General features: G+C 72.6%; 19 protein-coding genes. 12 read left to right on the forward strand and 7 right to left on the reverse strand.

What is annotated here, in order from left to right:
• Window positions 1–89: 89 nt before the first annotated feature.
• The 5 genes from K5S26_RS06970 to K5S26_RS06990 are packed head-to-tail and all read right to left on the reverse strand — an operon-like array spanning window position 90 to window position 7,842.
• A complete protein-coding gene (locus K5S26_RS06970) occupies window positions 90–3,803 on the reverse strand; it encodes an immunoglobulin domain-containing protein (RefSeq protein ID WP_221857245.1) in 3,714 nt (1,237 codons plus the stop codon).
• On the reverse strand, window positions 3,800–4,717 hold the full coding sequence (locus tag K5S26_RS06975; RefSeq protein ID WP_221857246.1) for a hypothetical protein: 918 nt from the start codon (window positions 4,715–4,717) through the stop codon (window positions 3,800–3,802). The genes K5S26_RS06970 and K5S26_RS06975 overlap by 4 nt, the downstream gene beginning before the upstream one ends.
• A gap of 58 nt (window positions 4,718–4,775) precedes the next feature.
• Entirely contained in the window at window positions 4,776–5,645 is an 870-nt protein-coding gene (locus K5S26_RS06980) for a heme ABC transporter ATP-binding protein (RefSeq protein ID WP_221857247.1), read from the reverse strand.
• Window positions 5,642–6,733 (reverse strand): FecCD family ABC transporter permease, encoded by a 1,092-nt coding sequence (locus tag K5S26_RS06985; protein ID WP_221857248.1) that lies wholly within the window; start codon window positions 6,731–6,733, stop codon window positions 5,642–5,644. The genes K5S26_RS06980 and K5S26_RS06985 overlap by 4 nt, the downstream gene beginning before the upstream one ends.
• On the reverse strand, window positions 6,730–7,842 hold the full coding sequence (locus K5S26_RS06990) for a heme/hemin ABC transporter substrate-binding protein (protein WP_221857249.1): 1,113 nt from the start codon (window positions 7,840–7,842) through the stop codon (window positions 6,730–6,732). The genes K5S26_RS06985 and K5S26_RS06990 overlap by 4 nt, the downstream gene beginning before the upstream one ends.
• 190 nt (window positions 7,843–8,032) lie before the next feature.
• On the opposite strand from K5S26_RS06990, the gene K5S26_RS06995 reads away from it, so the two are divergent.
• The 11 genes from K5S26_RS06995 to rplI all read left to right on the forward strand — a co-directional run bounded on the left by K5S26_RS06995 (window position 8,033) and on the right by rplI (window position 21,063).
• Window positions 8,033–10,231: a hypothetical protein gene (locus K5S26_RS06995; RefSeq protein ID WP_221857250.1), complete on the forward strand. Its 2,199-nt coding sequence runs from the start codon at window positions 8,033–8,035 to the stop codon at window positions 10,229–10,231.
• A gap of 95 nt (window positions 10,232–10,326) precedes the next feature.
• Window positions 10,327–12,564: a DUF8696 domain-containing protein gene (locus K5S26_RS07000; RefSeq protein ID WP_221857251.1), complete on the forward strand. Its 2,238-nt coding sequence runs from the start codon at window positions 10,327–10,329 to the stop codon at window positions 12,562–12,564.
• Window positions 12,565–12,878: 314 nt separating this feature from the next.
• The gene (locus tag K5S26_RS07005) at window positions 12,879–13,400 is read left to right on the forward strand and encodes a hypothetical protein (protein WP_221857252.1); all 522 of its coding nucleotides are present in this window, start codon (window positions 12,879–12,881) and stop codon (window positions 13,398–13,400) included.
• 86 nt (window positions 13,401–13,486) lie between these two features.
• Window positions 13,487–17,362, forward strand: coding sequence for an HtaA domain-containing protein (locus K5S26_RS07010; RefSeq protein WP_221857253.1), 3,876 nt, complete (start codon window positions 13,487–13,489; stop codon window positions 17,360–17,362).
• 124 nt (window positions 17,363–17,486) lie between these two features.
• Window positions 17,487–18,254: a lytic transglycosylase domain-containing protein gene (locus K5S26_RS07015; RefSeq protein ID WP_308122823.1), complete on the forward strand. Its 768-nt coding sequence runs from the start codon at window positions 17,487–17,489 to the stop codon at window positions 18,252–18,254.
• 55 nt (window positions 18,255–18,309) lie between these two features.
• A complete protein-coding gene (locus K5S26_RS07020; RefSeq protein WP_221857254.1) occupies window positions 18,310–18,615 on the forward strand; it encodes a DUF2470 domain-containing protein in 306 nt (101 codons plus the stop codon).
• A 22-nt stretch (window positions 18,616–18,637) separates the two neighbouring features.
• Entirely contained in the window at window positions 18,638–19,288 is a 651-nt protein-coding gene (locus tag K5S26_RS07025) for a biliverdin-producing heme oxygenase (protein WP_221857418.1), read from the forward strand.
• Window positions 19,289–19,405: 117 nt separating this feature from the next.
• Window positions 19,406–19,768 (forward strand): 30S ribosomal protein S6, encoded by a 363-nt coding sequence (rpsF, locus tag K5S26_RS07030; protein WP_203136914.1) that lies wholly within the window; start codon window positions 19,406–19,408, stop codon window positions 19,766–19,768.
• Between the two features lie 5 nt (window positions 19,769–19,773).
• Window positions 19,774–20,292, forward strand: coding sequence for a single-stranded DNA-binding protein (locus tag K5S26_RS07035; protein ID WP_221857256.1), 519 nt, complete (start codon window positions 19,774–19,776; stop codon window positions 20,290–20,292).
• A 51-nt stretch (window positions 20,293–20,343) separates the two neighbouring features.
• Window positions 20,344–20,598, forward strand: coding sequence for a 30S ribosomal protein S18 (gene rpsR / locus K5S26_RS07040; protein WP_055987764.1), 255 nt, complete (start codon window positions 20,344–20,346; stop codon window positions 20,596–20,598).
• Window positions 20,599–20,607: 9 nt separating this feature from the next.
• Window positions 20,608–21,063, forward strand: a complete 456-nt coding sequence (gene rplI, locus K5S26_RS07045) for a 50S ribosomal protein L9 (RefSeq protein ID WP_221857257.1) — start codon at window positions 20,608–20,610, stop codon at window positions 21,061–21,063.
• Window positions 21,064–21,212: 149 nt separating this feature from the next.
• Here rplI and K5S26_RS07050 read toward each other — a convergent pair whose 3' ends face one another.
• Window positions 21,213–22,655: a CCA tRNA nucleotidyltransferase gene (locus K5S26_RS07050; RefSeq protein WP_221857258.1), complete on the reverse strand. Its 1,443-nt coding sequence runs from the start codon at window positions 22,653–22,655 to the stop codon at window positions 21,213–21,215.
• Window positions 22,656–22,742: 87 nt separating this feature from the next.
• Here K5S26_RS07050 and K5S26_RS07055 point away from each other — a divergent pair, with 87 nt between their 5' ends.
• Window positions 22,743–23,798 (forward strand): zinc-dependent alcohol dehydrogenase family protein, encoded by a 1,056-nt coding sequence (locus tag K5S26_RS07055; RefSeq protein WP_221857259.1) that lies wholly within the window; start codon window positions 22,743–22,745, stop codon window positions 23,796–23,798.
• 93 nt (window positions 23,799–23,891) lie between these two features.
• Here K5S26_RS07055 and K5S26_RS07060 read toward each other — a convergent pair whose 3' ends face one another.
• Complete coding sequence (locus K5S26_RS07060) at window positions 23,892–25,445, reverse strand: DUF7059 domain-containing protein (RefSeq protein ID WP_221857260.1); 1,554 nt, start codon at window positions 25,443–25,445, stop codon at window positions 23,892–23,894.
• Window positions 25,446–25,484: the final 39 nt, after the last annotated feature.

Below are 25,484 nucleotides of genomic sequence, written 5' to 3' on the forward strand. Positions count from 1 at the left end.
AGTCGGAATGGGGCCGTGAGCATGAATCCCCATCCGTTGCTCACGGCCCCGGTGGCGGCGGGCGCCCGACTGTCGGCCCGCCGCCGGTCTCAGCCGGCCCGCGAGGGGGCCGTGGCTCCGAGGGAACCGGTCGCGAAGAGCGTGCCGCCCACCGCTCCGGCCAGGGTCAGCATGCCCAGCGCGCCGATCAGCGCGAGGGCCGCCAGGGCTCGTCGATCCGCCGCGCCGCCGTCGCCGACGATCGGCGCCGCCTGTCGCTGCATCACGACCACCTGCTCTGCGGCGGGCACGGGGGCCGCGGCTCCCGCCACGGCGACCGCCTGCGCCTCGGGCGCCGTGAGCGCGCGCGGCGGCGTGGGCGCCCCCGGGGGCTGGATCGCCTGCTGCACGATGTCGATCGAGGCGGGCCCGGACGTCGCCGCCTGCGAGGTCACCGAGCAGTCGGCGGTGGCGCACACGGTCAGCGGCAGCGGAACCTTGCGGGGCTGGATCGTGCCCGCGCTGCCCTCGGTCGTGTACCAGTACGACGACTGGCCGGTCTCGGTCTGGAACCTCACGAAATCGGCCGGGAACGCGCCCCACCACGACTCGTTCTCGCTGGTGCGCTGCGCCTGCGCGTTGCGACCGGCGACGTCCTCGGGAACCGAGACGCCGAGGTAGTCGGGGGTGACGGTGAGGCCCTTCTCCGTCACCTTCACACCGCTCAGCGTCGCGATCACGACCTCGCGCTCGGCGAGCCGGCTCCACTTCGACATGTCGTCCATGTCGGCCCCATAGCCGGACAGCGTCGCCGTGACCGTCCCCGAGCCGTCGGCCTCGACGACGACCTTCGGGTCGGACGCCGACCAGTACGTCATCCCGCCGTAGTAGGCCACCGTGAAGGACCCCTCCCACGACAGCTCCGCGGTGTTGGCCTCGGCGTCGAGCGAGCCGGTGCCGCCGGCGATGCGCACGCGCGTCTGCGTGTACGTGTCGGCCGCCGCTGTCGTCTTGCCGTTCACGGTCGATCCGGTCGGGGTGTCGCACTTGCTGTCCCAGTCGGGCTGGACGAGGCTCTCGCCGTCGGCGCCGGGCTGGACGATGGTGGTGTTGCCGTCGCGCGTCTTGTAGAAGCCGTCGGCCTCGGTCCACAGCCGGGCGGAGCCGGTGTCCCCGGCGATGCCGGCGGAGAGGAAGTTGCACCCGCCGAAGTACGCGCCGCCGTTGGACTCGTTGTTGAGCCCCCAGTCGAACAGCGCGCCCGACGCGTCGACCGTCTCGTCGTCCTCGTCGTCCTTCTTTCCCTCATCGGGCTTCTCGACGGGCTCGTCGTCACCGGGCACCGTGCCCTGATCATCCGTGTCCGCCGGGACGACGGTCAGGCTCGCCGGGTCGGACTCGGCGTCGCCCAGCTCGTTGCTCACCCGCACGCGGTAGCTCGTGCCGTCGAGATCGGCGTCGGCCGTGACGCGGTACGCGGACTCGGTCGCCCCGGCCACGTCCTCCCAGTTCTCGCCGTCGGTGCTCGACGACCACTGGTACTCGAGGTCGGCGCCCGTCGCCGTCACGGAGAAGACCACGTCGGTGCCCTCCGTCGCGGTGCGGTCCTGCGGCTGCCGTGCGATCTCCGGGGCGCGCGGGGCCGGCTCGGCGCTCGCGATCTCGACGGTCAGCGGCAGGGTGACCTTGCGCGGCTGGATCGTGTTCGCCCCGCCGTCGGTCGTGAACCAGTACGAGTTCTGGCCGGTCAGCTGCTGGAAGCGCAGGAATTCGGCGGGGAACGCGCCCCACCACGACTCGTTCGTCGAGGTGCGCGCGGCCTGGTCGTTGCGTCCGGCGATGTCGTCCGGGATCGACACGCCCAGGTAGTCGGGGGTGACGACGAAGCCCTCGGCCGTGACGTCCACGTCCGTGAGGGTGGCGATCACGACCTCGCGCGGCGGGATCTGCGTCCAGATCGACATGTCGTCCATGTCGGTCCCGTAGCCGGAGAGCGTCGCGGTGACGGTGCCCTTCCCGTCCTCCACGACCAGGCGCGGGTCGGTGACCGACCAATAGGTCATGCCGCCGTAGTAGGCGACGGTGAACGACCCGTCCCAGGAGATGTCCGCGTCCTCTGCGGCGGGGTCGACGATGCCGGATCCCTCGGAGATCTGCACCCGGGTCTGGGTGGACGTCGCCGGGTCGGATCCGTCGGTCTTGCCGTTCACGGTCGTCCCGGCCGGGTTCTCGCACTTCGTCGCCCAGGTCGGCTGCGTCAGATCCGCGCCGTCGGCCGTCGGCCGAACGAGCGCGGTGTTGCCGTCCTCGGTCCTGTAGAAGCCGTCGCCCTCCGCCCACAGCCGCGCCGAGCCGGTGTTCCCGGCGACGCCGGCGGAGAGGAAGTTGCAGCCGCCGAAGTAGGCGCCGCCGTTGGACTCGTCGTTCAGCCCCCAGTCGAACACGACTCCCGAGGCCAGCAGCGGGCCGTCGTCGGATGTCGACGGATCCGCGTCGTCCGGGTCCGCGTCGTCGTCGGGCGTGGGCGTCGGGGTCGGCGTCGGCGTCTGGGTCGGGGTCGACGTGGGGGTCGGCGTCGGCGTGGGCGACGGCGACGGCGTCTCCACGGCGACGTTCAGCGTCGCCGCCCGCGAGAGCACGCCGTCGGGGGCGACCGGGTTGGACACCCGCACGCGATACTGGCTGCCGTCGGCATCCGCGGCGGCGGTGAGCGAGTAGGAGGCCGATGTGGCGCCGGCGATGTCGGTCCAGGTCGTGCCGTCGAGGGTCCGCTGCCACTGATAGGCGAGATCGGTGCCCGTGGCGCGCACCTGGAACGCGGCCGTGGCGCCTTCTGCGACCGTCTGCGTCGCCGGGTGGCCGGTGATGGTCGGCGCGTCCCCGACGAGGTCGCCGAGCGCGTACCCCACGGTGACCGGCTGGGTCACCTTGCGGGGCTGGATGGTGTTCGCGCCGCCGTCGGTGGTGAACCAGTAGGAGTTCTGACCGGTGTCGACCTGGAAGCGGAGGAAGTCGGCGGGGAAGGACCCCCACCACGCCGCGTTGTCCGAGGTGCGCGCCGCCTGCGGGTTGCGCCCCGCCACGTCGGAGGGGATCGAGACCCCGAGGTAGTCGGGGGTGACGACGAGGCCCTCCGCGGTGACGTCGACGCCGGTGAGGGTCGCGATCGTCACCTCGCGCGGCGTCAGCTTCTTCCAGATCGACATGTCGTCCATGTCGGTGCCGTAGCCGGACAGCGTCGCCGTGATCGTGCCCACGCCGCCCTCGACCGTCAGCACGGGGTCGGACGCCGACCAGTAGGTCATGCCGCCGTAGTAGGCGACGGTGAACGACCCCTCCCAGGAGATCTGCGCCGTGTCGGCGTCCGCGTCCGCGACGCCGGTGCCGTTCGCGATCTGCACGCGCGTCTGCGTGTAGCTGTCGGCCGCGTTGGTCGTCTTCCCGTTCACGCTCGCGCCGCTCGGCGTCTGGCACTTCGTCGCCCAGCTGGGCTGGGCGACGCCCTGGCCGTTGGCGGTCGGCCGCACGATGGTCGTGTTGCCGTCGCGCGTCTTGTAGAAGCCGTCACCCTGCGCCCAGAGCCGGGCCGAGCCGGTGTCCCCGGCGATGCCGGCGGAGAGGAAGTTGCAGCCGCCGAAGTACGCGCCGCCGTTGGTCTCGTTGTTGAGGCCCCAGTCGAACACCGCACCGGAGACCGTCCGCGTGCCGCCCGCGTCGGCGGCCGCCGAGGCGGGCGCGGCGGCCGCGAGGGGAGCGGCGACCAGGGCGACGACGGCCGCCGCTGCAGCCAGCAGCCGGCCGGGACGGCGGGCCGCGCGGATCACGAGGCGCCCCCGCCCGTCGTGGCGCCCGCCGGCCGGCGGCGTCGCGACGACAGCACGGCCCAGACGAGGAAGACGATCGATCCCACGGCGAGCACCCCGACGCCCAGGGCGGCCCACAGCAGCACCTGCAGCAGCGGGTCCTCCTCGTCGTCCGCGACGGCGACCGGAGCCGCGGCCTCCTCGACGATGTACGTGGTCTGTGCGGGCTGCGGGACGGCGGCGGCCGTCTCCGACGGCTCGGGCGCGGCGGTCTCCTCCACGGCCTCCGCCGCGGCGGGCGCCTCGCCCTCGCTGTAGAGATCGCGGAAGTCGATCGGCGTGAACGTCTCGTTGTTGGCGTTCTTCACGCCGTGGGCGCCCATCGTGATGATGCCGCACTGCATCTCGAGGCAGTTCACCTCGCTCGGGTTGCCCTCGCGATCGAGGGCCGTGAACGTCGAGCCCGGCACGCTCAGGACGGTCGACCAGCTTCCATCGGCGGCGAGCTCGCCGCCGTTCGCCGCGTACGCGGTCGAGCTGCCCGGGAACGTCACGAAGGCGATGTAACCGGTCGGGTTGGTCTCGTCGTCCGGCACGTAGCGGTAGTTCGCCCCGGTGGATCCGCCCTGGCTCGGCTGCCAGCCGTCGCCGGACACCCAGCCGAACATCACGTAGATCCCGCCGAAGCCGCTCTGGATCGACTGGAACCCCGATCCGCTCAGCCGCAGCTGGGTGAGGTACGTCGGGTCGGCGACGTTGGTCAGCTCGGGGCTGCCCTCGACGGAGACGGACACGGCGGCCGCCGCGTGGGCGGGCGAGGCCGGCCCCGTCACGGCGAGCGCGCCGCCCGCGATCGCGGCGACGGTCAGCGCCGCGGCCAGTCGGGAGCGCAGGCGGGCGAAGGCAGCGGGTCGTGATGTGGCTGCTGCGGTCATGGCTGCTTCCTTCGGTGCGTTCGAGTGCCGTCCGGCACTCACGGGTATCGGGCGAGTGTCAGGTGGCACTCGCGGGTGCGGAGGGATCGGGCGAGGGGCCGGCGTCTCGGACGGGCAGGATCACGGTGGCCCCCGACACGGGGTGCGTCAGGATCTCGACGCGCTGGCGGTACACCTGCTCGATGCGCTCGGGCGTCAGGACCTCCCCGGGGGCCCCGGTCGCGACGACCCGGCCGTCCGAGAGCAGCGCGATCCGGTCGGCGTACGCGCCCGCGAGGTTGAGGTCGTGCAGCACCACGGCGACCGCGTCGCCGCGCGCCGCGCGCTCCCGGGCGAGACGCAGCACGTCCTCCTGATGGCGCAGGTCGAGCGCGGCCGTGGGCTCGTCGAGCAGCAGGATGCCGGTGCGCTGCGCGAGCACGCGGGCGAGACCTGCCCGGGCGCGCTCGCCGCCGGAGAGGGAGGGGACGTGTCGCGGCCGGAAGCGCTCGATGTCGGTCTGCCGGAGGGCGTCGTCGACGGCGGCCTCGTCGTCGTCCTCGCGCTCCGTGCGCCTCCAGGGCGCCCTGCCCATCTCGACGACCTGCTCGACCGTGAACGGGAACGAGACCCGCTGCTCCTGCAGCAGGACGGCGCGCCGACGCGAGAGGTCGCGCAGATTCCATTCCCCGAGCGGCATGCCGGCGAAGCGCACGGTGCCGGCCGTCATCCGCTGGTCGCCGGCGATCGCGGCGAGCAGCGTCGACTTGCCGGCGCCGTTCGGCCCGATCAGCGCGACCACCTCGCCCGACCGCACGGTCAGGTCGACGTCGTGCAGAATGCGCTTGCCGTCGATCTCGACGCCGACGCCCTCCGCCTCGATCGCCGGCTCGCCCGGCGCCAGGGCCCGCGGCAGCTCGGCCGCCCGTGCGGCGAACAGGACGCTCATCCCCAGCCTCCCGCCTGGCTGCGGGTGCGGCGCAGCAGCCAGAAGAAGAACGGCCCGCCGACGAGCGAGGTGAGCATGCCGATCGGCAGGTCGGCCATCGGCACCGCGGTGCGCGCCACGAGGTCGGCGGCCAGCAGCAGCACCGATCCTCCGAGCGTGCTGGTGATCAGCAGGGGAAGGTGCGCGGGGCCGATGATCATGCGCATCAGGTGCGGGATCACGAGCCCCACGAACGCGATGATGCCCGCGAACGCGACGGCGGCGCCGACCAGCAGCGCGGTGACGACGATCGCGACGATGCGCAGCGCCTCGACGTTGACGCCCAGGTGGCGCGCGCTCTTCTCGCCCAGCGCGAGCAGATCGAGTCGCCGTGCGAGCGCGAAGGCCGCGACGACGCCGACGATCACGATCGGCGCGACGATCCCGAACTGCTCCCACCGCGAGCCGTTGAGGCTGCCGAGCTGCCAGAACACGATCTGCTCGCGGGCCTGCTGGTCGCCGAGGAACGTCATGAAGGCCAGCCCGGCGCCGGTGAACGCGTTGACGGCGATGCCGGTGAGCACCAGCGTGACCACCTCGGTGCGCCCGTTCGCGCGGCTCATGGCGTACACGAGCAGCGTCGCGGCCAGGCCGGTCGCGAACGCCACGGCGGCCGTCGTCCACTCGCCGAGGAAGGTCCAGCCGAAGACGATCGTGGCGGCGGCGCCCAGCGCCGCGCCGGACGAGACGCCGACGACGCCGGGCTCGGCCAGGGGGTTGCCGAAGATCGCCTGCATCAGCAGGCCCGCGGCGGCCAACGCCGCGCCGATGAACACGGCCATCGCGACGCGGGGGAACCGGATGGTCCAGAGAGCGCTGTAGCCGTTCGGGTGCTCCGGCAGGGGGAGCGCGTCGATGCCGACGGCGTGGAGGATCGACCCCAGCACCTCGAGCGGTGCGACGTAGAGCTGCCCGGTGCCCGCGGAGAACAGGACGAGGACCGCGAGCGCGGCGACGAGCCCGACGATCAGCGCGACGCGTCGCCCGGCCGGAGGCCGCCCCGCGGGGGCGGTGCGGTCGCGGGACCTCGCGGGCAGCGTCGCGGTCATTCCACGGGCCCGCTCTGCTCCGGGGCGTAGATCGCGCGGGCGAGCGCCTCGATCACGGCGGCCGTGCGCGGTCCGAAGCTCAGCACCTCGTAGTCGCTCATGTCGACGATCCGTCGGTGCTGACCGGCGGGCGTCTCGGCGATCGCGGGCACGGTCTCGAGAAGCCCGTCCACGCCGTCGACCGACTCGAGCCCCTTGGTCATCATCAGGATCACGTCCGGCGCCGCGTCCACGAGCGCCTCCGCCGTCATCGGGCGCATGCCCTGCCAGCCGATCTCGGTCGCGACGTCCACGCCGCCGAGGCTCGTGATGAGCGAGTCCGTGCCCGAGCCGGCGCCGAAGATGTAATAGATGCCCGCGTTGCCGCGCACGTAGAAGAACATGATGCGCGGGCGGTCGGCGACGTCCTCGGGCGCGATGCCCGCCACCTGCGCCACCACGTCGTCGATCTCGGCCTGCACGCGCTCGGCCAGCTCGACGCCGGCGTCGTGCACGCCGAGGGCGTCGGCGACGGCCATGATGACCTCGCCGGTGTTCTCGATGCTGCGCTCGGGGGTGACGACGACGACGGGAACGCCCGCGTCGCGCATCTGCAGCACGACGTCCCACGGGCCGATGGACGAGTCGGTGATGATGACCGTCGGCTGCAGGTCGAGGATCGCCTCGCCGTTCAGCTCGTGCCCGTTCTGCGTGACCAGCGGGAGGTCGGCGGCCTCGGGGAAGCCTGTCGACGTGTCCCGCCCCACGACGCTGTCGCCGAGGCCCAGCCCGAACACCGTCGCGGCGAGCGAGCCGTAGATGTCGAGCGCCAGGATCCGACTGGTGTCGGTCACGGTGACCTCGGTGCCCTGGTTGTCGGTCACGGTCGCCGGCAGGCTCGGCGTGACGTCGTCGGCGACGGGCTCGATCGAGGTCGTGGGCAGGCACGCCGTGGACTCGCCGACGTGCTCGCGGGGCGCCTCGAGGATCGCGAGGTCGGCGAGCGCCACATCGCTGTCGCGGCAGCCGGTGGCGTCCTCACCCGCTGCCTGTGAGGCCGCGGGAGCGCAGGCGGTGAGGGCGAACGCGGCGGCGATCAGGAGCGCGGCGAGACGAGGGGTTCTGTTCATGGGCCTCAGCCGCCGTGCGCGGGAGCGCGTCTCGGCGGCGACTGTCGGGAGCGGGTGAGGTTAGGCTACGCTAACCGCGAACGGTCAGGCCAGCTAAGCCTAACCTAAGCAAATCGCGACGTCTCGTCGCTCTTCTCCGGTCCGCGGCTGTCCCGCGCCGACGGATCGTCCTTTCCCGAAGGAGTCACCCGTGAGTCATGCATCATCACCGCGGCGCGTGAGGCGCGCGCTCGCGGCCGGCATAGCCGGCCTCTTGGGCCTCGGCGGCGCCGTCGCCCTGCCCACCGCGGCGACCGCCGCCACCGCCACCGAGGTGTCGGACGTCGTGTTCGACTGGGGCATCAACAACGAGTCGAACGGCGGCGCCTATTTCGGCGGCTGCAACTTCCTCTCCGCGGGCATCGCCGGCGACACCGGCGCATCCCGCCTCTGGTCCGAGGCCGACGGGTTCTACTCGACCTCCGAAGGCAACACGACGATCGTGAAGCCGACCGCCGACGGCACTGGCCTGACGCAGCCGACCTGGTCGACGAAGTGCCGTCTCCCCGATGGCGGCACGCTGGTGCAGCCCACCTCGAACAACCCCCAGAGCTACACGCAGACGCGTGTTCAGATCGCGAACGGCTCGGGGGTCGTCGACGTCGAGGCCAACACCGCCGAGATCCAGTGGGACGGCGACTTCACCGTCGTCTACTACGGCGGCATGACGTACTGGTCGGCCTCGGACCCCAAGCTCACGGTCAACGCCGACGGCACGGGCGAGGTCACCGCGACGCTGTCGGGCTACGGCGCCGACATGGACGACGCCTCGATCTGGAACACGCTCGAGCCGGTGACTGTGCCGATCGTCACCCTCACCGACGTCGAGGTCACGGCGGAGGGCATCGAGGTGACGCCCGACTACCTCGGCGTCGCGGTTCCCGAGGACGTGAACGGCCGCAACGCGCAGGATCTGACCGAGGAGTGGTCGGGCGCCTTCCCGGCCGACTTCCAGCGGTTCCAGCAGCTCACCGGCCAGTCGTCGTACTGGTACTCCACGGCGGGCGGCGCGAACAGCATCCAGCCGCGCAAGGTGCCGCTGCCGCTGACCGTCTCGTACGAGGTGCAGGACGCCCCGGCAGAGCGTACGACCGCGGTGTCGGTGACCGGCGCGGATGCGGAGTCGGGGCTCACGGTCAACGTGACCGGTTCGGGCTACGTCGACCTGCCGGCGACCTCGTCGGGCGGCTCTGCCGTCGGCGTGTACGCCGCGCTCGTGGACGCCTCGATCGCCGATCTCGACGTCACGAGCTCGAACGTGACGGCCGTGAAGTGGATCTCGCCGTACGCGCCCGTATCGACGGACGCTCTGGGAGTGTTCCACGCGGACGGGTCCTTCGACGAAGACCTGACCGCTGCGGCGGACGAGCTGAGCGCCGAGAGCGACTATAAGGTCGTCGTCTGGGTCGCACACGGCAACGTGACGGAGAGCACACTGCTGCACTCCGAGCCGGTGACCCTCACCGACGAGCAGCTCGGCGCGCTCTTCCCCGCCGAGCCGACGGAGCCGACGGAGCCGACGGAGCCGACGGAGCCGACGGAGCCGACGGAGCCGACTGAGCCGACCGAGCCGACGGAGCCGGCCGAGCCCACGACCCCGAGCGAGCCGACCACTCCGTCGGAGCCGAGCGAGCCGGCGACCCCGACCACGCCCACCACTCCGACCACCCCCACCACACCGACCACCCCCACCACACCGAGCGAGCCCTCGACGCCGACGGAGCCGACCGACTCCACGCCGACGCCGTCGACCCCGTCCGAGCCGGCGACGCCGACGCCGACCGAGGACGACGAGCCGGAGGACAGCACGCCGGCCGTGACCGACGACGAGGGGACCTCGGACGACGGCACGTCGGGCGATGACGAGTCGGAGGACGGCGCGTCCGGCGGCGACACCGCGACCGACACCGAGCCGTCGTTCACGCCGGCGGCGCCTGCGGCCACGGGCGACGAGCTGCCCGCCGACGCCGAGGGCGGCATCGAGGTCGCCGTCGACGGCCGCACGGTGACGATCTCCGGCCTCACGCCGAACGCGTGGTACCACCTCTACGCGTACTCGACGCCGACCGCGCTGGGCTGGTTCCAGGCGGACGCGGACGGCACAGTGACGGCGACGCTGCCCGACTCCCTCGCGGCGGGATCGCACCGCATCGCGGCTCAGGACGTCGAGGGCAACCTCGTCGGCTGGGCGGCCGTCACGATCGCGGCGGACGAGTCGGGGGAGGGCACGAGCCCGCTCGCCGCGACGGGTGCCGACCAGGCCGCGCTGGAGGTGGCCGGGGCGTCTGCTCTGCTGCTGATCGCCGCCGGCGTGGTGCTGATCGCCCGCCGTCGTCCTGTCCGGTCCTGAGGGCCACAGCGGACACACCGGGTGCCGGAGCGGGGCCGAAAGGCCTCCGCCCCGGCACCCACCCTTCTCCCACTTCCCATCCCGAAAGCCGTCCCATGTCGCAGCCTCTCCTCGCGTCCTCCCCACGCTCTCTCCGGGCGCTTCCCGCCGCCGTGGGCGCTCTGGCCCTCGCCGGCGCCCTGCTCACCGTCCCGAGTCCCGCCCAGGCCGCAGAGACCGAGGTCTCGGGCATCGTGTTCGACTGGGGCGTCAACAACGAGTCGAACGGCGGCGCCTACTTCGGCGGCTGCAACTTCCTCTCCGCGGGCGTCGCCGGCGACACGGGCCAGTCGCGGCTCTGGTCCGAGGCCGACGGCTTCTACTCGACGTCCGAGGGCAACACGAGGATCGTCAAGCCGGGCGCGGACGGCACCGGACTGCAGCAGCCCACGTGGTCGACGAAGTGCCGCCTGCCCGACGGCGGCTCCCTCGTGCAGCCGACCTCGAGCAACGCGCGGTCGTACACGCAGAGCCGCGTGCAGATCGCGGACGGCCAGGGCACGCTGGACGCCGACGCCGACAACGCGGAGATCCAGTGGTCCGGCTCCTTCACCGTCGCCTACTACGGCGGCATGACGTACTGGTCGGTGACGGATCCGAAGCTCGTGGTCGAGGACGGCGTCGGCACGCTCACCGCCCTCGTCACCGGCTACGGCGCCGACATGGACGACGCGTCGGTGTGGAGCCGGCTGCCCGACCAGCCCGACCTCACCCTCGCGACCCTCTCCGACGTCGACGTCACCGACACCGGCATCGTCGCGACCCCCGACTATCTGGGCGTCGCGGTGCCGGACGACATCAGCGGGCGCAACCCGTACGTCTCCGACCAGCCCTGGTCGGGCGCGTTCCCCTCGGACTTCCTCGAGTTCCAGATGCTGACCGGGCAGTCCTCGTACTGGTACACGACCGCCGGCACCGAGACCTCGATCCAGCCCCGCAAGGTGCCGACGCGCTTCGCGGCCGTCCTCGACGCCGAGGCGCCGACGGTCACCACGCAGCCCGTCGACCAGCGAGTGGCGGTCGGCGCGACCGCGACCTTCGCGGCGGCGGGGGCTGCCGAAGGGCCCGTCGCCTACCAGTGGCAGTCCTCCGCCGACGGACAGGCCTGGACGGACATCGAGGGCGCGACCTCGGCGTCCTACGAGGTCACGGGCTCCGCGGCGGCCGTGCAGAGCTACCGAGCGCTGATCTCGAACGCGATCGGGGTGTCGGCGACCGACCCCGCCGCGCTCACCGTCGAGCTGCCGCTCGAGTCGGTGTCGATCACCGGCTCGCCCAAGGTCGGCTCGGCGCTGACCGCACAGGCGCAGGCGGCGGACGGCGCTACGCTCACCTACCAGTGGAAGGCCACGGGCGCGGCGATCGCCGGCGCGACGTCGAGGACGTTCACGCCCACGGCGGCGCAGGACGGCAAGGCCGTCACGGTCGCGGTCACCGCTGTGAGCGACGCCGGCGAGGCGACGCTCGAGTCGGATCCGGTCACGGTCGGCAAGGGCGCGCTCACGGCGGGCACGCCGACCCTGAGCGGGACGACGACGGTCGGGAAGACGCTGACGGCCAAGCCGGGCACCTGGACGACCGGTACGAAGCTCTCGTACCAGTGGCTGCGCGACGGCAAGGCCATCTCGGGCGCCACGAAGAGCGCCTACAAGCTCGTCGCGGCCGACGCCGGGAAGCAGATCTCGGTGCGGGTCACCGGCAAGCTCTCCGGGTACAGCGACGCGTCGAAGAGCTCCGCCAAGACGAAGGCGGTCGCCAAGGCCACGCTGAAGAGCGCGACGCCGGCGATCAGCGGGACGGCCAAGGTGGGCCAGAAGCTCACCGCGAAGCCCGGCACCTGGACGACCGGCACGAAGCTGACCTACCAGTGGCTGCGCGACGGCAAGGCCATCTCGGGCGCCACCAAGAGCACCTACACGGCGGTCGCGGCCGACGCCGGGAAGCAGATCTCGGTGCGGGTCACCGGCAAGCTCTCCGGGTACAGCGACGTGTCGAAGACCTCCTCCAAGACCAAGGCGGTCGCCAAGGGCACGCTGACCGCGCCCACCCCGTCGATCTCGGGCACCGTCAAGGTCGGCAGCACCGTGTCGGCCAAGGTCGGCACCTGGACGTACGGCGTCACGCGCAGCTACCAGTGGTACGCGAACGGCAAGCCCATCGCGGGCGCCACCAAGTGGAGCTACAAGGTCACGTCGGCGCAGGCGGGGAAGAAGCTCACCGTGAAGGTGACGGGCAAGAAGGCCGGCTACTCGACGGTGTCGAAGACGAGCGCCGGCAAGACCGTCGCCAAGTGACCCGTCCGCTGCCGTTCGGGTCTGCGACGACCCGGCCGGCCGAGCTCGAGGAAGCGGACGTACGAGCGGAGATCGGGTAAGTAAGGTTTGCCTTGCCTAACCCACGGTGCCTCGATACGCTCCACCTAAGGCTCGCTCGCCGGGCCGATCGACTTGAGCCGCGCTCCCCGCTCGTGCGGGCGGGGCGCCGGGGTGAGGTCCTGCAAGATTGCTCACCCCGGCTGGCCGCGCGGCATGAGGGGCGCGCAGAAGCGCACTCGAACCGGGATGCCGCACGGCGTCCGCTCACCCTACCGAAGGGAAGCAGGATGAACATGAAGAAGAAGACCGCCGCGGTCTGCTCGGCGCTGGCCGCCGGAGCCCTCGTCCTCACGGCGCCGCTCAGCGCCTCGGCCGCGGTCACGACGAGCGTCTCGGTCGACAACTCGACCAAGACGTGGTCGGTCGACCCCGTGATCGCGAACCTCGCGGGCTCCACGCGGATCCCCGTCTCCGGCAGCGGCTTCAACGGCTTCACGCTTCCGTACGGCAACGGCGTCTACGTCGCCTTCGGCGGCGAGAACTTCACGTCGCAGGACGCCGGCTACTACGAGGACGCGGTCTGGGCCTCGCCGACTGCCACGTCCACGACCGAGACGCGGGTGCTGCTCTCGGGCGGTGCGTTCTCGAACGCGTACATCGACGTCGTCCAGGCCTACGACGACATCGACTGCCTCGTCGACGAGAACGACACCGTCGGCGAGCAGTGCTACATCTACACCTTCTCCGGTCACGGGGCGTTCCCTGACGCCGCCGGCGACCCGAACTACTCGGAGGTCCCGGTCTACTTCGAGTGATCGGTCGCGGTGGGAGGGAGCCGCGCGGCGCCCTCCCACCGCTGTGTCACCACAGCCGCGCGCATCCCTTACCCGAAGGTCCCGCCATGCCCGTCTCGTCACCCCGTCGCCGCTCGTCCTCACGGCGCTCGTCCTCTCGCGCGCTCGCCCTCCTGCTCGGCCTCGTCCTCGCCATGTCCGGCGCGGTCGTGGCGGGCGCGCCGCCCGCGACCGCCGCGGAGGAAGGCGTCTACGACGTGACCGGCGGCACGTTCGACTGGGGCTTCAGCAAGGTCTATCGCGACTACGTCCCCGGCGACATCGCCCACGGCGAGATCATCCCGGGGGACGGGCTGATCGTGAACGAGGACGGCACGTTCCGCTGGACGGTGACGAGCGGCACGTTCGCCCCCGCGACGGGGGCCCTCGACCTTGCGCTCGCCGGCAGCGTGCGCTTCACCGGGCACAGCGGCGTGATGGACCTCACGCTCAGCGACCTGCACGTCGTGGCCGACGGCTACGGCTCGGCCACGGTCCGCGCCGACTACCGCAGCTTCATCGACGGCGAGTGGCTGACCGGCGACGACGTCGCGCTGGCGGATCTCAGCGCCCGGCTCGGCGGCGCCGTCACGATCGACGAGGGCACGGGCGAGTGGGCGGGCATCGGCGCGACCCTCGCCACCGGCGCGGGCAGCGCCGCACCCGCCTTCGGCTCCTACGCGTCGCTGATCGCGAGCCTGGACCCGGCGACGTGGAGCATCGCGGGCGGCTGGCCCGCCGCGCAGGCGGAGGACTGGGCTGAGCCCGGCACGGCCACGGTCGCGGTCGAGACCATCGACCCGCCGAGCGGGCTGACCTACGCGTCCGTCGCGATCGACACGGCGCGCGGCCTCGCGTTCGCCGGCGCGAACAAGACCAGAAGCAACACCCCGCAGATCGTCGTCATCGACCTGGAGACGCGTGAGCAGGTCCAGGTGATCCCGGCCTCCGGGACGACCACGGTGCGCGCCCGCGGCGTGATCGAGTCCACGGGCGAGGTGCTCGTGGTCGCCGGGGCGGACTTCTCGCTGCTCGTGCCGCAGAGCGACGGCAGCTATGCCTGGGGGCAGACCTTCGCCGGCGCGGTCGGGGCCACCTACCAGCCGGTGATCGACCAGCGCACGGGCGACATCGTGTTCCCCGGAGGGAACGGCACGGTGGCCGTGGCGACGCGCGGCGAGGACGGCACGTACACCGTCGAGTCGTCCTCCGATCGGGTCGCGACGGACGCCGTGATCAACGAGAAGAGCGGCCTGCTCTACGCGATCGGCAGCTTCAACGGAGTGGGCGCCGGGAAGACCTCGCTGTACACCCGGGAGGAAGGCACGCTGACGCTCGTCAGAGCAGACCAGTCCGATCAGTCCGAGGTCGCTCTGGCGGCCTCCGCGCGAGGCGATGTGTACGTCGCATCGTCGGGATACGACGTCGGCACCTTCTCTGCCGTCCCGCCGCGCATCTCGATCTACCGGGACGACGCGCTCACCGATCAGCGGATCGACATCGACACCGCTGCGCAGCGGCTCGCATACGACGACGCGCACGACCGGCTCGTGGCCGTCACGTCCGGCCGCAGCGTCCGCTTCTACGACGCGGCCGACCCCGGCGCGGCGCCGTCGCTCATCGCCTCCGGCGCGATCGACAGGGCCGTGGCCAGCACGACCGCGGTCGAGATCGACGATCGAGGTCGCCTGTGGATCGCCGGCAGCTCGCAGATGCTCGTCGTCTCCCTGCAGACCACAGCGGCCTTCACCACGGATCCCGCGGACACGACGGTCGTGGTCCCCGCTGACGCGGACGCGGCGACCGCGGAGCTGACCGCCGTCGTCGAGGGCGAGGACGTCGGCCTGCAGTGGCAGGCGAAGACACCCGGCGACATCGCGTTCCGCGACGTCGCCGGCGCCACGACCGGCACGCTGGCCGTCACCGCCGGGGAGGACGTCGACGGCACGCAGTACCGCGTCGTCGCGACGAACCCGGCCGGATCCGTCGTGTCGAAGACCGCGACGCTGACCGTGCAGACCGCGCCGCGCGTGGCCGAGCAGCCGAAGGCCACCTCGGTCAAGGAGAGCGGCACGGCATCGTTCGCGGTCGAGGTCGCCGGGAGCCCCGCCCCGGTCGTGTCCTGGCAGGTCGCGGACGGTGACGCCTGGGTGGACCTCGCCGCCGGGGACGACGTCGTGATCGACGGCAGCACGCTGACGCTGAAGAAGGTCTCCGTGCAGCGCGACGGCGCCCGCTACCGGGCTGTGCTCACCAGCGAGGCCGGCGTCGCCTACAGCGACCCCGCGGTGCTCACGGTGACCGCGCCCGCCGCGCTGCCCGCGACCGAGACCGCGTACACGGGCATCGAGCTGGAATGGACCGGCAGCGGCGAGATGCAGGCCGCGCCGCCCTTCGGCGGGTCGAACTTCTTCTCGGCCGGCGAGTCCGACGGCACCGAGGCGACGTACTCGGCGGACGCGGACGGCGCGCGGATCCTGCAGCTCGCCGAGACCGGCGCCGAGACCCCGGCGACGTGGGCCACCCGCGCAGCGCACATCTCAGGCGGCGGCACCCAGCTCGTCCGCCTCTCCGACGGCACCGCCACGGTGCGGCCGGACGGCTCGGCCGTGATCGAGTGGGACGCCTCCTGGTCGGTGAACTTCTACGGCGGCCTGGTGCCGTTCACGATCGCGGACCCGCTGCTCACCGTGGACGCGGACGGCACGGGCACGCTCGTCGCCGATCTGACCGGCTACGCCAGCAGCCAGGAGAACGCGACCGAGAAGGTCAGGCTCGAAGGGGTCTACGAGGACGTCGTGATCGCGACGTTCCGCGATGTCGACGTCGACGTGGAGGGCGCTGTCACCATCAGCCCCGACTACGCGGGCGTCGAGGTCGCGGTGCCGGAGAGCGTCAGTGCGCAGAACCGCACGGTGGACGGCTGGGGTGCCTGGCCGCAGTCGTTCGTCGACTTCCAGCTCGACACAGGGCTGTCCTCGTACTGGTACTCGTCGGGCGGCGTGGCCGACGGCAAGAAGGCGCCGACCGCGTTCACGGTGGACCTGACAGGAGCGACCGCGCTCGAGCCCGGCGGCACGGATCCCGGTGAGGAGCCTGGCGGCACCGACCCCGGGGAGGAGCCCGGCGAAACGGAGCCGGGTGAGGAACCCGGCGGCACGGAGCCGGGCGAGGAGCCCGGCGGTACGGGTCCCGGGGAGGAGCCCGGCGGCACGGATCCGGGGACGACCGAGCCCGGTGGCGCGGATCCCGGCGCGACCGACCCGGGCGCCACGGATCCCGGAACGACGGAGCCGGGCGCGACGGATCCCGGAACGACGGAACCGGGCGTGACCGAGCCCGGAACGACGGACCCCGGGACCACGGAGCCCGGCACGACGGACCCCGGAACGACGGACCCCGGCACCACGGAGCCGGGGGCGACGGAGCCCGGGGCGACCGATCCCGGCGCAGCCGACCCGGACCCGGGGGCGATCGAGCCCGCCGGGACGACCGGAGCGCCGTCGTTCACGCCGGAGCCTCCGGCGGCGACGGGCGAGGGACTGCCCGAGGCGCTGCGCGACGCGATCCAGGTCGCGGTGGACGGCCACACGGTGACGATTTCCGGGCTCGAGGCCGAGGCGTGGCACTTCGGGTACGTGTACTCGACGCCCGTCGCCCTGGGCTGGTTCCAGGCGAGCGCCGACGGCGTTGGTACCACGACGCTGCCGGAGAGCCTCGAGCCGGGCGTGCACCGCATCGCGGTGCTCGACGCCGACGGCGAGCTGGTCGGCTGGGCCGAGGTGACGATCGCCGACGAGGCCGCTCCGGCGGGCGCCGGCCCGCTCGCCGCGACCGGGTCCGGCGTCGTCGCGCCCGGCATCGCGGCCCTGACGCTGCTGCTGGCGGGGCTCGTCCTCGTGCTGGCCCAGCGGCGCCGGGCGCGTCAGGAGGCCGCCGACTGAGACGGGCCATCCCCGCGGAGAAGCGGTGCCGTTCTGCCCTTACGCGACGCGATAAGGGCAGAACGACACCGATCGGTGTGGGCGCGAACGGCTCGCGGTCAGCCGCGGCTGGGAGGATGACGCCGTGAAGCGCTGGTGGCTGGTCCCGATCGCGATCGGCGTCGCCGGTGTGCTGATCGTGGCCGCCCTCGCCTTCTCCGTGCTGCGCGTGCTGTCGGAGCGCGAGGCGGAGCCGAGCGTGCCTTCCGGGCCGCGGGCCGGCGCCGCCGAGGTCGCGCCGTCAGCGGCGCCGTCGCCCTCGACCGGAGGCATCGCGTCGCGCGTCGACCCGGAATGGGTCGCGCGGGTCGCCGACGAGGCGGGCATCCCGCAGCGCGCGCTCGCCGCCTACGCGGGTGCGGCGCTCGCGCTCGCCGCCGAGTCGGCCGGCTGCGGCGTGGGCTGGAACACGCTCGCCGGCATCGGCTACGTCGAGAGCCTGCACGGGACCATCCACGGCTCGTCCATCGACGCCGACGGCGTCGCCCGTCCCGGCATCCTCGGCATCCCGCTCGACGGCTCCCCGCTGTCCGACGGGTCGCCGACCACGCAGGTGCCCGATACGGACGGCGGAGCGCTCGACGGCGACGCCACCTGGGATCGCGCCGTCGGCCCGATGCAGTTCATCCCCTCGACGTGGGAGATCTACGGCAGGGACGGCAACGGCGACGGGGTGGCGGACCCGCATCAGATCGACGACGCGGCGCTCGCCGCCGCGACCTATCTGTGCGCGGCAGGGGGAGACCTGCGCGTCCCGCAGAACTGGATCGCCGCGGTCGCCGCGTACAACGCCGACGTCGCCTACAACAACCGCGTGGCCGCGGCGGCGGACGGATACGCGCTCGCCGGCTGAACTCCGCGGTGTCCTCGCGTGGCGGCCGGGCACCTGATGAGGTTAGCCTTACCTCATGGCCCACGAGTTCGCTCCCGACGTCGTCGCCGCCGTGCTGCGGCACATGAACACCGACCACACCGCGGACAACCCCCTCATCGTCCGCGCCTTCGCGGGCATCGACGCGGTGTCGGCGGAGATGACCGGCTTCGACGGAGACGGCGGCGAGTGGACCGCCCAGCTGCCCGACGGGGCGGAGGATGCCGTGCGCATCTCCTGGCCCGGCGGGTCCATCGCTGACCGCGCGGCCGTGCGCCGCGAGATCGTCGCCCTGTACGACACTGCCTGCGAGCGCCTCGGCGTCACGCCGCGACCCCATTGACCCCACCCCAGGAGATCCCCCCGTGAACGTCATCCCCCTCTCCACCGCCCTCCGCGAGCGCACCCGCGACGCGCACTCCACCAGCGAGGGCGCCGGGTTCATGTCGGCCCTGCTGAAGGGGGAGCGCTCCCGCGACGACTACATCTCGCTGGTCGCGCAGCACTACTTCGTCTACGCCGCTCTCGAGGCGGCGACCGAGCGGATGCGGCAGGACCCGGTCGCCTCGCGCTTCATCAGCGACAAGCTCACGCGGCTTCCCGCGCTCGAGGCCGACCTCGAGTTCCTGCTGGGCGCCGACTGGCGCGAGCGGATCTCGCCTCTCCCCGCCACCGCCGAGTACGTCGCGCGGATCGAGCAGGTCGGCAGCACGTGGGCGGGCGGTTTCGTGGCGCACCACTACACGCGCTACCTCGGCGACCTGTCGGGCGGCCAGCACATCGGCCGGGTGATGAAGCGGCAGTTCGGCTTCGACACCAACGGCATCGGGTTCTACATCTTCGCCGACATCGCCGATCCGACCGCGTTCAAGGACGTCTACCGCGACGAGCTCGACGCCGTCCCGTGGGACGACGCCGAGAAGGAGCGCGTGATCGCCGAGGTGCTGCTCGCGTACGACTTCAACACCCGCCTGTTCGACGACCTCGCCCGGGGCACGGAGCACGCGGTCGCCTGATAGACTGACGCGGTTGTGTGGAGCGCGCGCACTCGCGCGTGCCTGCACGACGTGCAACACACCCTCCTGCTGTCGGGAAATGCCCGGCAGCCGATCAAGTCCGAAGGAGGTGGGTAAGTGACGCACCAGTACGAGCTCATGGCCATCCTGCAGCCGGAGATCGACGAGCGCCAGGTTCCCACGATCGTCGACAAGTTCCTGACCGTGATCACCGAGTCCGGTGGCACCATCGAGAACATCGACATCTGGGGCAAGCGCCGTCTGGCCTACGAGATCCAGAAGAAGAACGAGGGCATCTACGCCGTCGTGAACTTCACCGCGACCAGCGAGGCCACCCAGGAGCTGGACCGCCAGCTCGGCCTGAACGAGCAGATCATGCGCACCAAGGTGCTGCGCGCCGAGGAGGCCATCGCGATGGTCGCTTCCGAGGCGAAGCGCGCCGAGGAGCGTGCGGCCCGCAAGACGGCGGCGAAGGCCTAAGTCCCATGGCCGGCGAAACCGTCATCACCGTCGTGGGCAACCTCACGGCCGACCCCGAGCTGCGTTACACGAACAACGGCATCCCCGTGGCGAACTTCACGATCGCCTCGACGCCGCGCACGTTCGACCGCGCCTCGGGCGAGTGGAAGGACGGCGAGGCTCTCTTCCTGCGTGCCAGCGTCTGGCGCGAGTTCGCCGAGAACGTGGCGGGGTCGCTGACGAAGGGCATGCGCGTCATCGCGCAGGGCCGCCTCAGCCAGCGCTCCTACCAGGACCGCGAGGGCAACCAGCGCACCGCGATCGAGCTGGAGGTCGACGAGATCGGCCCCTCGCTGCGCTTCGCGACCGCCCAGGTCACCCGCGCGGCGCGCGGATCCGGCGGCGGCGGAGGCCAGGGCCAGTTCGGTGGCGGCGGACAGCCGCGCCAGCAGGTCTCGGAGGAGCCGTGGTCGACCCCCGGGTCGCAGACGAGCGCCGACGCATGGAGCACCCCGGGGTCGTTCGGAGACGACACCCCGTTCTGATTCTCTGGATGCCGTCCCGCGGCATCCGAACCACATTTCTAAGGACTGACAATGGCTGGAAAGTCGAGCGGCGACCGCCGCAAGCCGCGGAAGGGCGCGAAGAACGCCGCTCCCGCGAAGTCGATCCGGGTCGGCCTCATCGATTACAAGGATGTCGCCACCCTTCGCAAGTTCATCTCGGAGCGCGGCAAGATCCGCGCCCGTCGTATCACCGGTGTCTCGGTGCAGGAGCAGCGTCTGATCGCCAAGGCGATCAAGAACGCGCGCGAGATGGCGCTCCTGCCCTACGCCGGCGCCGGCCGCTAAGGAGCAACCATGGCAAAGCTGATTCTCACTTCTGAGGTCGACGGCCTGGGCAGCGCCGGCGACGTCGTCGAGGTCAAGGACGGGTACGCCCGCAACTACCTCATCCCCCAGGGCTTCGCCACCGCGTGGACGCGCGGCGGCGAGAAGCAGGTCGCGTCGATCCGTGCCGCGCGCGAGGCTCGCGCCATCGCGACGCACGACGAGGCGGTCGCCCTGAAGAACACGCTCGAGGGCACCAAGGTGAAGCTGGCCGTCAAGGCCGGCGCCGAGGGCCGCCTGTTCGGCTCGGTCAAGACCGCCGACATCGCCGACGCGGTGTCGGAGGCCGGTCTCGGCTCGGTCGACAAGCGCAAGATCACGATCCCCGCCGCCATCAAGTCGGTGGGCGACCACGAGGCCGTCGTGCGTCTGCACGACGACGTCACCGCGGTCATCGCGCTGCAGGTCGTCGCGCTCAAGAAGTAGGTCCGCACGGACCGCTGAGGCGGGGGGGGGGGGGGGGGGGGGGGCGCCCCGCCGCGGGGGGGGGGCCCGGGCCCCCCGCCCCCCCCCCCCCCGTGCCCCCCCGCCCCCCCCGCCCCCCCGCGGGGGGGCCGCCCCCCCCCCCCCACGGCTCACTGCGGGGCGTCCCACCACGCCCGCAGGCGACGCTCGACCTCGTCGGGCCCCAGCACGCCCTCGTCCAGGCGCAGGTCGAGCAGGAAGCGGTAGGCCTTGCCGACCTCCGGCCCGGGCGGGATGCCGAGGATCTGCTGGATGCGGTTCCCGTCGAGCTCGGGGCGGATCGCGTCGAGCTCCTCCTGGTCCCGCAGCTGCGCGATGCGCTCCTCGATGTCGTCGTAGGCGCTTGCCAGCCGCGCGGCCTTGCGGCGGTTTCGCGTGGTGACGTCGGCCCGGGTCAGGATGTGCAGCCGCTCGAGCTGAGCGCCCGCGTCCCTGACGTACCGGCGCACCGCCGAATCGGTCCACGTCCCCTCGGCGTAGCCGAAGAAGCGCAGATGCAGCTCGATCAGCCTGCTGACGGCGTCGATCGTGTCGCCGTCGTAGCGCAGCGCCTGCAGGCGCTTGCGCGCCATCCGCGAGCCGACCACGTCGTGGTGGTGGAAGGTGACCGCGCCGCCCTTCTCGAGCTTGCGGGTGCGCGGCTTGCCGATGTCGTGCAGCAGGGCGGCCAGGCGCAGCGCGACGTCGGGGGCCGCGTCCGGGAAGCGGGTGCGCTCGTGCTCGATGGCCTGCCGCAGCACGGTGAGGGAGTGCTCGTAGACGTCCTTGTGGTGATGGTGCTCGTCCACCTCGAGCCGGAGCGCCGACACCTCCGGCAGGAACTCGTCGATCAGGCCGGTGTCGACCAGCACGCGGATGCCGCGCACCGGATCGTCGGTCGTGAGCAGCCGGGAGAGCTCCCCCTGGACGCGCTCGGGGCTGACGATCGAGAGCGTGCCGCGCAGGGCGCCGATCGCCTCGAGCGTCCCCGCCTCGACGTCGAAGCCGAGCTGGGCCGAGAAGCGGGCGGCACGCAGCATGCGCAGGGGATCGTCCCCGAAGCTGATGCGCGGGTCGATCGGCGTTCGCAGCACGCCGCCGAGGAGGTCCTCGACGCCGCCCGTCGGGTCGACGAGCTTGACCTCCGGAACCGTGAGCGCCATCGCGTTGACCGTGAAGTCGCGGCGCACGAGGTCGGCCTCGAGCGTGTCGCCGAACTCGACGGCGGGCTTGCGGCTGGCGCCGTCGTAGCTGTCGGCGCGGTATGTGGTGATCTCGACCTGCTCGGCGGCGCCATCCGGATTCGGCACCCGGGCGCCGATCGTCCCGAAGGCCCGGCCGATGTCCCACTGCGCGGTCGAGATCGGCTTGACGATGCGCAGGATGTCGTCGGGTCGGGCGTCGGTGGTGAAGTCGAGGTCGTGGGTGGCACGCCCCAGAAGCGCGTCGCGGACCGGGCCGCCGACGATCGAGAGATCGTGGCCGGCGTCGGCGAACGCACGGGCGAGGGCGGCGACCACGGGAGAGGCCGCGAGGTCGCCGAGGCGCGCGACGCCGGCGGCCATGTTGAGCATGGGATCCAGCGTAATCGGCGCGCCGGCGACCGCCGGTCCGCACGCCCCGCCGGCCCTCCCGTCCACGCGGGCAGATAGCCTGATCCCATGCGCGCGACCTTCCTGCACGGCCCCGGCGACGTCCGTCTCGAGGAGGTGCCGGACCCCGTGATCCGCGACCCGCGCAACGCGATCGTGCGGGTCGTCGCGTCCTGCGTCTGCGGCTCCGACCTGTGGCACTACCGGGGCGTGACCGCGAAGCCGGACGAGCCGACCCGCATCGGGCACGAGTTCGTGGGCGTGGTCGAGGAGGTGGGGTCGGACGTGTCGCGGGTGCGACCGGGCGACTTCGTGATCGCGCCGTTCTACGACTGCGACATGACGTGCGCCAACTGCCGCAACGGCTTCAGCACCTCGTGCCTCGAGCGCGGGTCCTGGGGCGGGAAGGACCACACCGGCGCCGACGTCGACGGCGGCCAGGGCGAGTACGTGCGCGTGCCGCACGCCGACGGCTCGCTCACGGTCGTGCCGGGCGGCGTGCCGGACGACGCGCTGATCCCGAGCCTGCTGACGCTGTCGGACGTGTTCCTCACCGGCCATCACGCGGCGGTGTCCGCCGGCGTGCGCGCCGGGTCGACGGTGGTGGTCGTCGGCGACGGCGCCGTCGGTCTGAGCGGCGTGCTGGCAGCGTCCCGCCTGGGGGCCGAGCGCATCGTCGCGATGTCCCGCCACGAGCCGCGCCAGGCGCTGGCGCGGCGGTTCGGGGCGACCGACGTGATCGCCTCGCGGGGCGCCGACGGCATCCGCGACGTCAAGGAGCTGTTCGACGGCATCGGCCCCGACGCGGTGCTCGAGTGCGTGGGCACGAAGGAGTCGATGGACCAGGCGCTGCGCTCGGCGCGGCCCGGCGGGCAGGTCGGGTTCGTGGGCGTCCCGCACGGCGGCCCGGAGCTGCCCGTACGCACGATGTTCGGCTCGAACGTCGGCGTGCGCGGCGGCGTCGCCCCCGTGCGCAACTACGTCGACGAGGTGCTGCCCGAGGTGCTCTCCGGGGCACTCGACCCGGGCCGCGTGTTCGACCTCACGGTGCCGCTGTCGGACGTCGCCGAGGGCTACGCCGCGATGGACGAGCGCCGCGCGATCAAGTCGCTGCTCGTCCCCTGACGCCCCACGAGTGCCGTCTGGCACTCATCGGTGGGTCGCGAGTGTCAGATGGCACTCATCGGCAGGTCGCGAGTGCCGTCTGGCACTCGCGGATCAGGCGAAGGCGAGGAAGCCGTCGACCAGCAGGTCGCGCACGCGGGGCAGCAGGTCGTCTCGCAGCGCCGCGCCGTCCACCTCCAGCAGATCGGCGATCGCCGCGATGAGCGGGCCGACGGCGAGCTCGCCGTCGCATGCGCCGACGAGGGCCGCCAGGCCGGGGTCGACCTGCAGCGCGCGACCGAAGCCGGCGCCCTGGCGCAGCTCGATGACCTGCGGGTCGCCGATGCCGGGCAGATGATGCCGGGCCTCGGTGACGTCCGCCGCCGTCTTCAGGGTCGCCGCGGCGAGCGCTGCGTCGTCCATGCCCGAGAGGCGATCGTGCGCGGCGAGCGCGAGCGCGAGGTGGGCGCCGAGCCCGCCCTCGGACGCGATCGGCTGCGGCACGCGCTCGTACCGGGCGAGCGTGGGAGCGCCGGTCGCGCGGCGCACGAGCACGTACCCGAAGCCGACGGCGGTGACCCCGCGCACGGCGAAGTCGTCGAGCCAGGCGTCCAGCAGCGCGTCGTGCCGCTCCGATCCGGGAGCGGTGCCGCCGTCGCGGATCCACATCTCGGCGTACTGGATCGGATCGAGCAGCTCTCGCTCCACGATCCAGGCGTCGAGCGGCACGGGGGACGCCTGCACCCAGGATCGCACCCGGTCGAGGCCCGCCACCCCGTCGCGCGTCTCCCAGTTGCCGAGCAGCTGGGCGACGCCGCCCGGCTCGAGGTGCGCGCCGACCTCGCTGACCACGCGCTCGACCAGGGCGTCGCCCACGAGCCCGCCGTCGCGGTACTCGTAGTCGGGCACACCCTGTGCGCGGGGGGTGATGACGAACGGGGGGTTCGACACGACGCGGTCGAACGTCTCGCCCGCGACGGGCTCGAACAGGCTGCCGCCGCGCGTCTCGACGCGCTCGACGCGGTTCAGCAGCGCGTTCAGCCGCGTGAAGGCGAGGGCCCGCTCCGACAGGTCGGTCGCGACGACGGACGACGCGTACCGGCGGGCCCGGAGCGCCTGGATCCCGCAGCCCGTGCCGAGGTCGAGCACGCGCCCCGCGGTGGTCGGCAGCTGCAGGCCCGCGAGGGTGAGGGAGGCGCCGCCGACGCCGAGCACGTGGTCTTCGGCGAGCGCGCCGCCCCCCAGGGCGATCTCGTCGAGGTCGCTCGCGAACCACCATTCGCCCGTCCCCATCCGGCCGTCGGGGGACGTGTCCAGGTAGGACTGCGGCCGGACGATGGCGCGGGGCTCGACGGTCTCGGCCGCGCCCGTGGCTCCGACGATCTCCGCGAGGCCGAGCGCCTGCAGGCCGGCGGCGGTCAGGCGGGGCAGCGCCGCGTCGACCGCCGTACGCGCCTGGGGCACGCCCAGCACCAGCAGGCGGCCGAGCGTCGCCAACGCGTCGCCGCGATCGCCGAGCCCGCGCAGGGCGGGTGCCCGCAGGCTGCGGCCGATCGCGTCGTCGGCCTCGACGCCCCAGGCCGCGCGCAGCGCCTCGGATCGGAAGCGCGCGGCCTGCAGGTCGGCGGCGAGCGCGTCGCACAGGGCCGCGTCCGGGTTGGGGGTCACGGTTCCATTCAACCCTGTCGGGGCGTGCCCTCCGCCGCG

Source organism: Microbacterium marinilacus (assembly GCF_019753765.1).
Taxonomy (GTDB): Bacteria; Actinomycetota; Actinomycetes; order Actinomycetales; family Microbacteriaceae; genus Microbacterium; species Microbacterium marinilacus.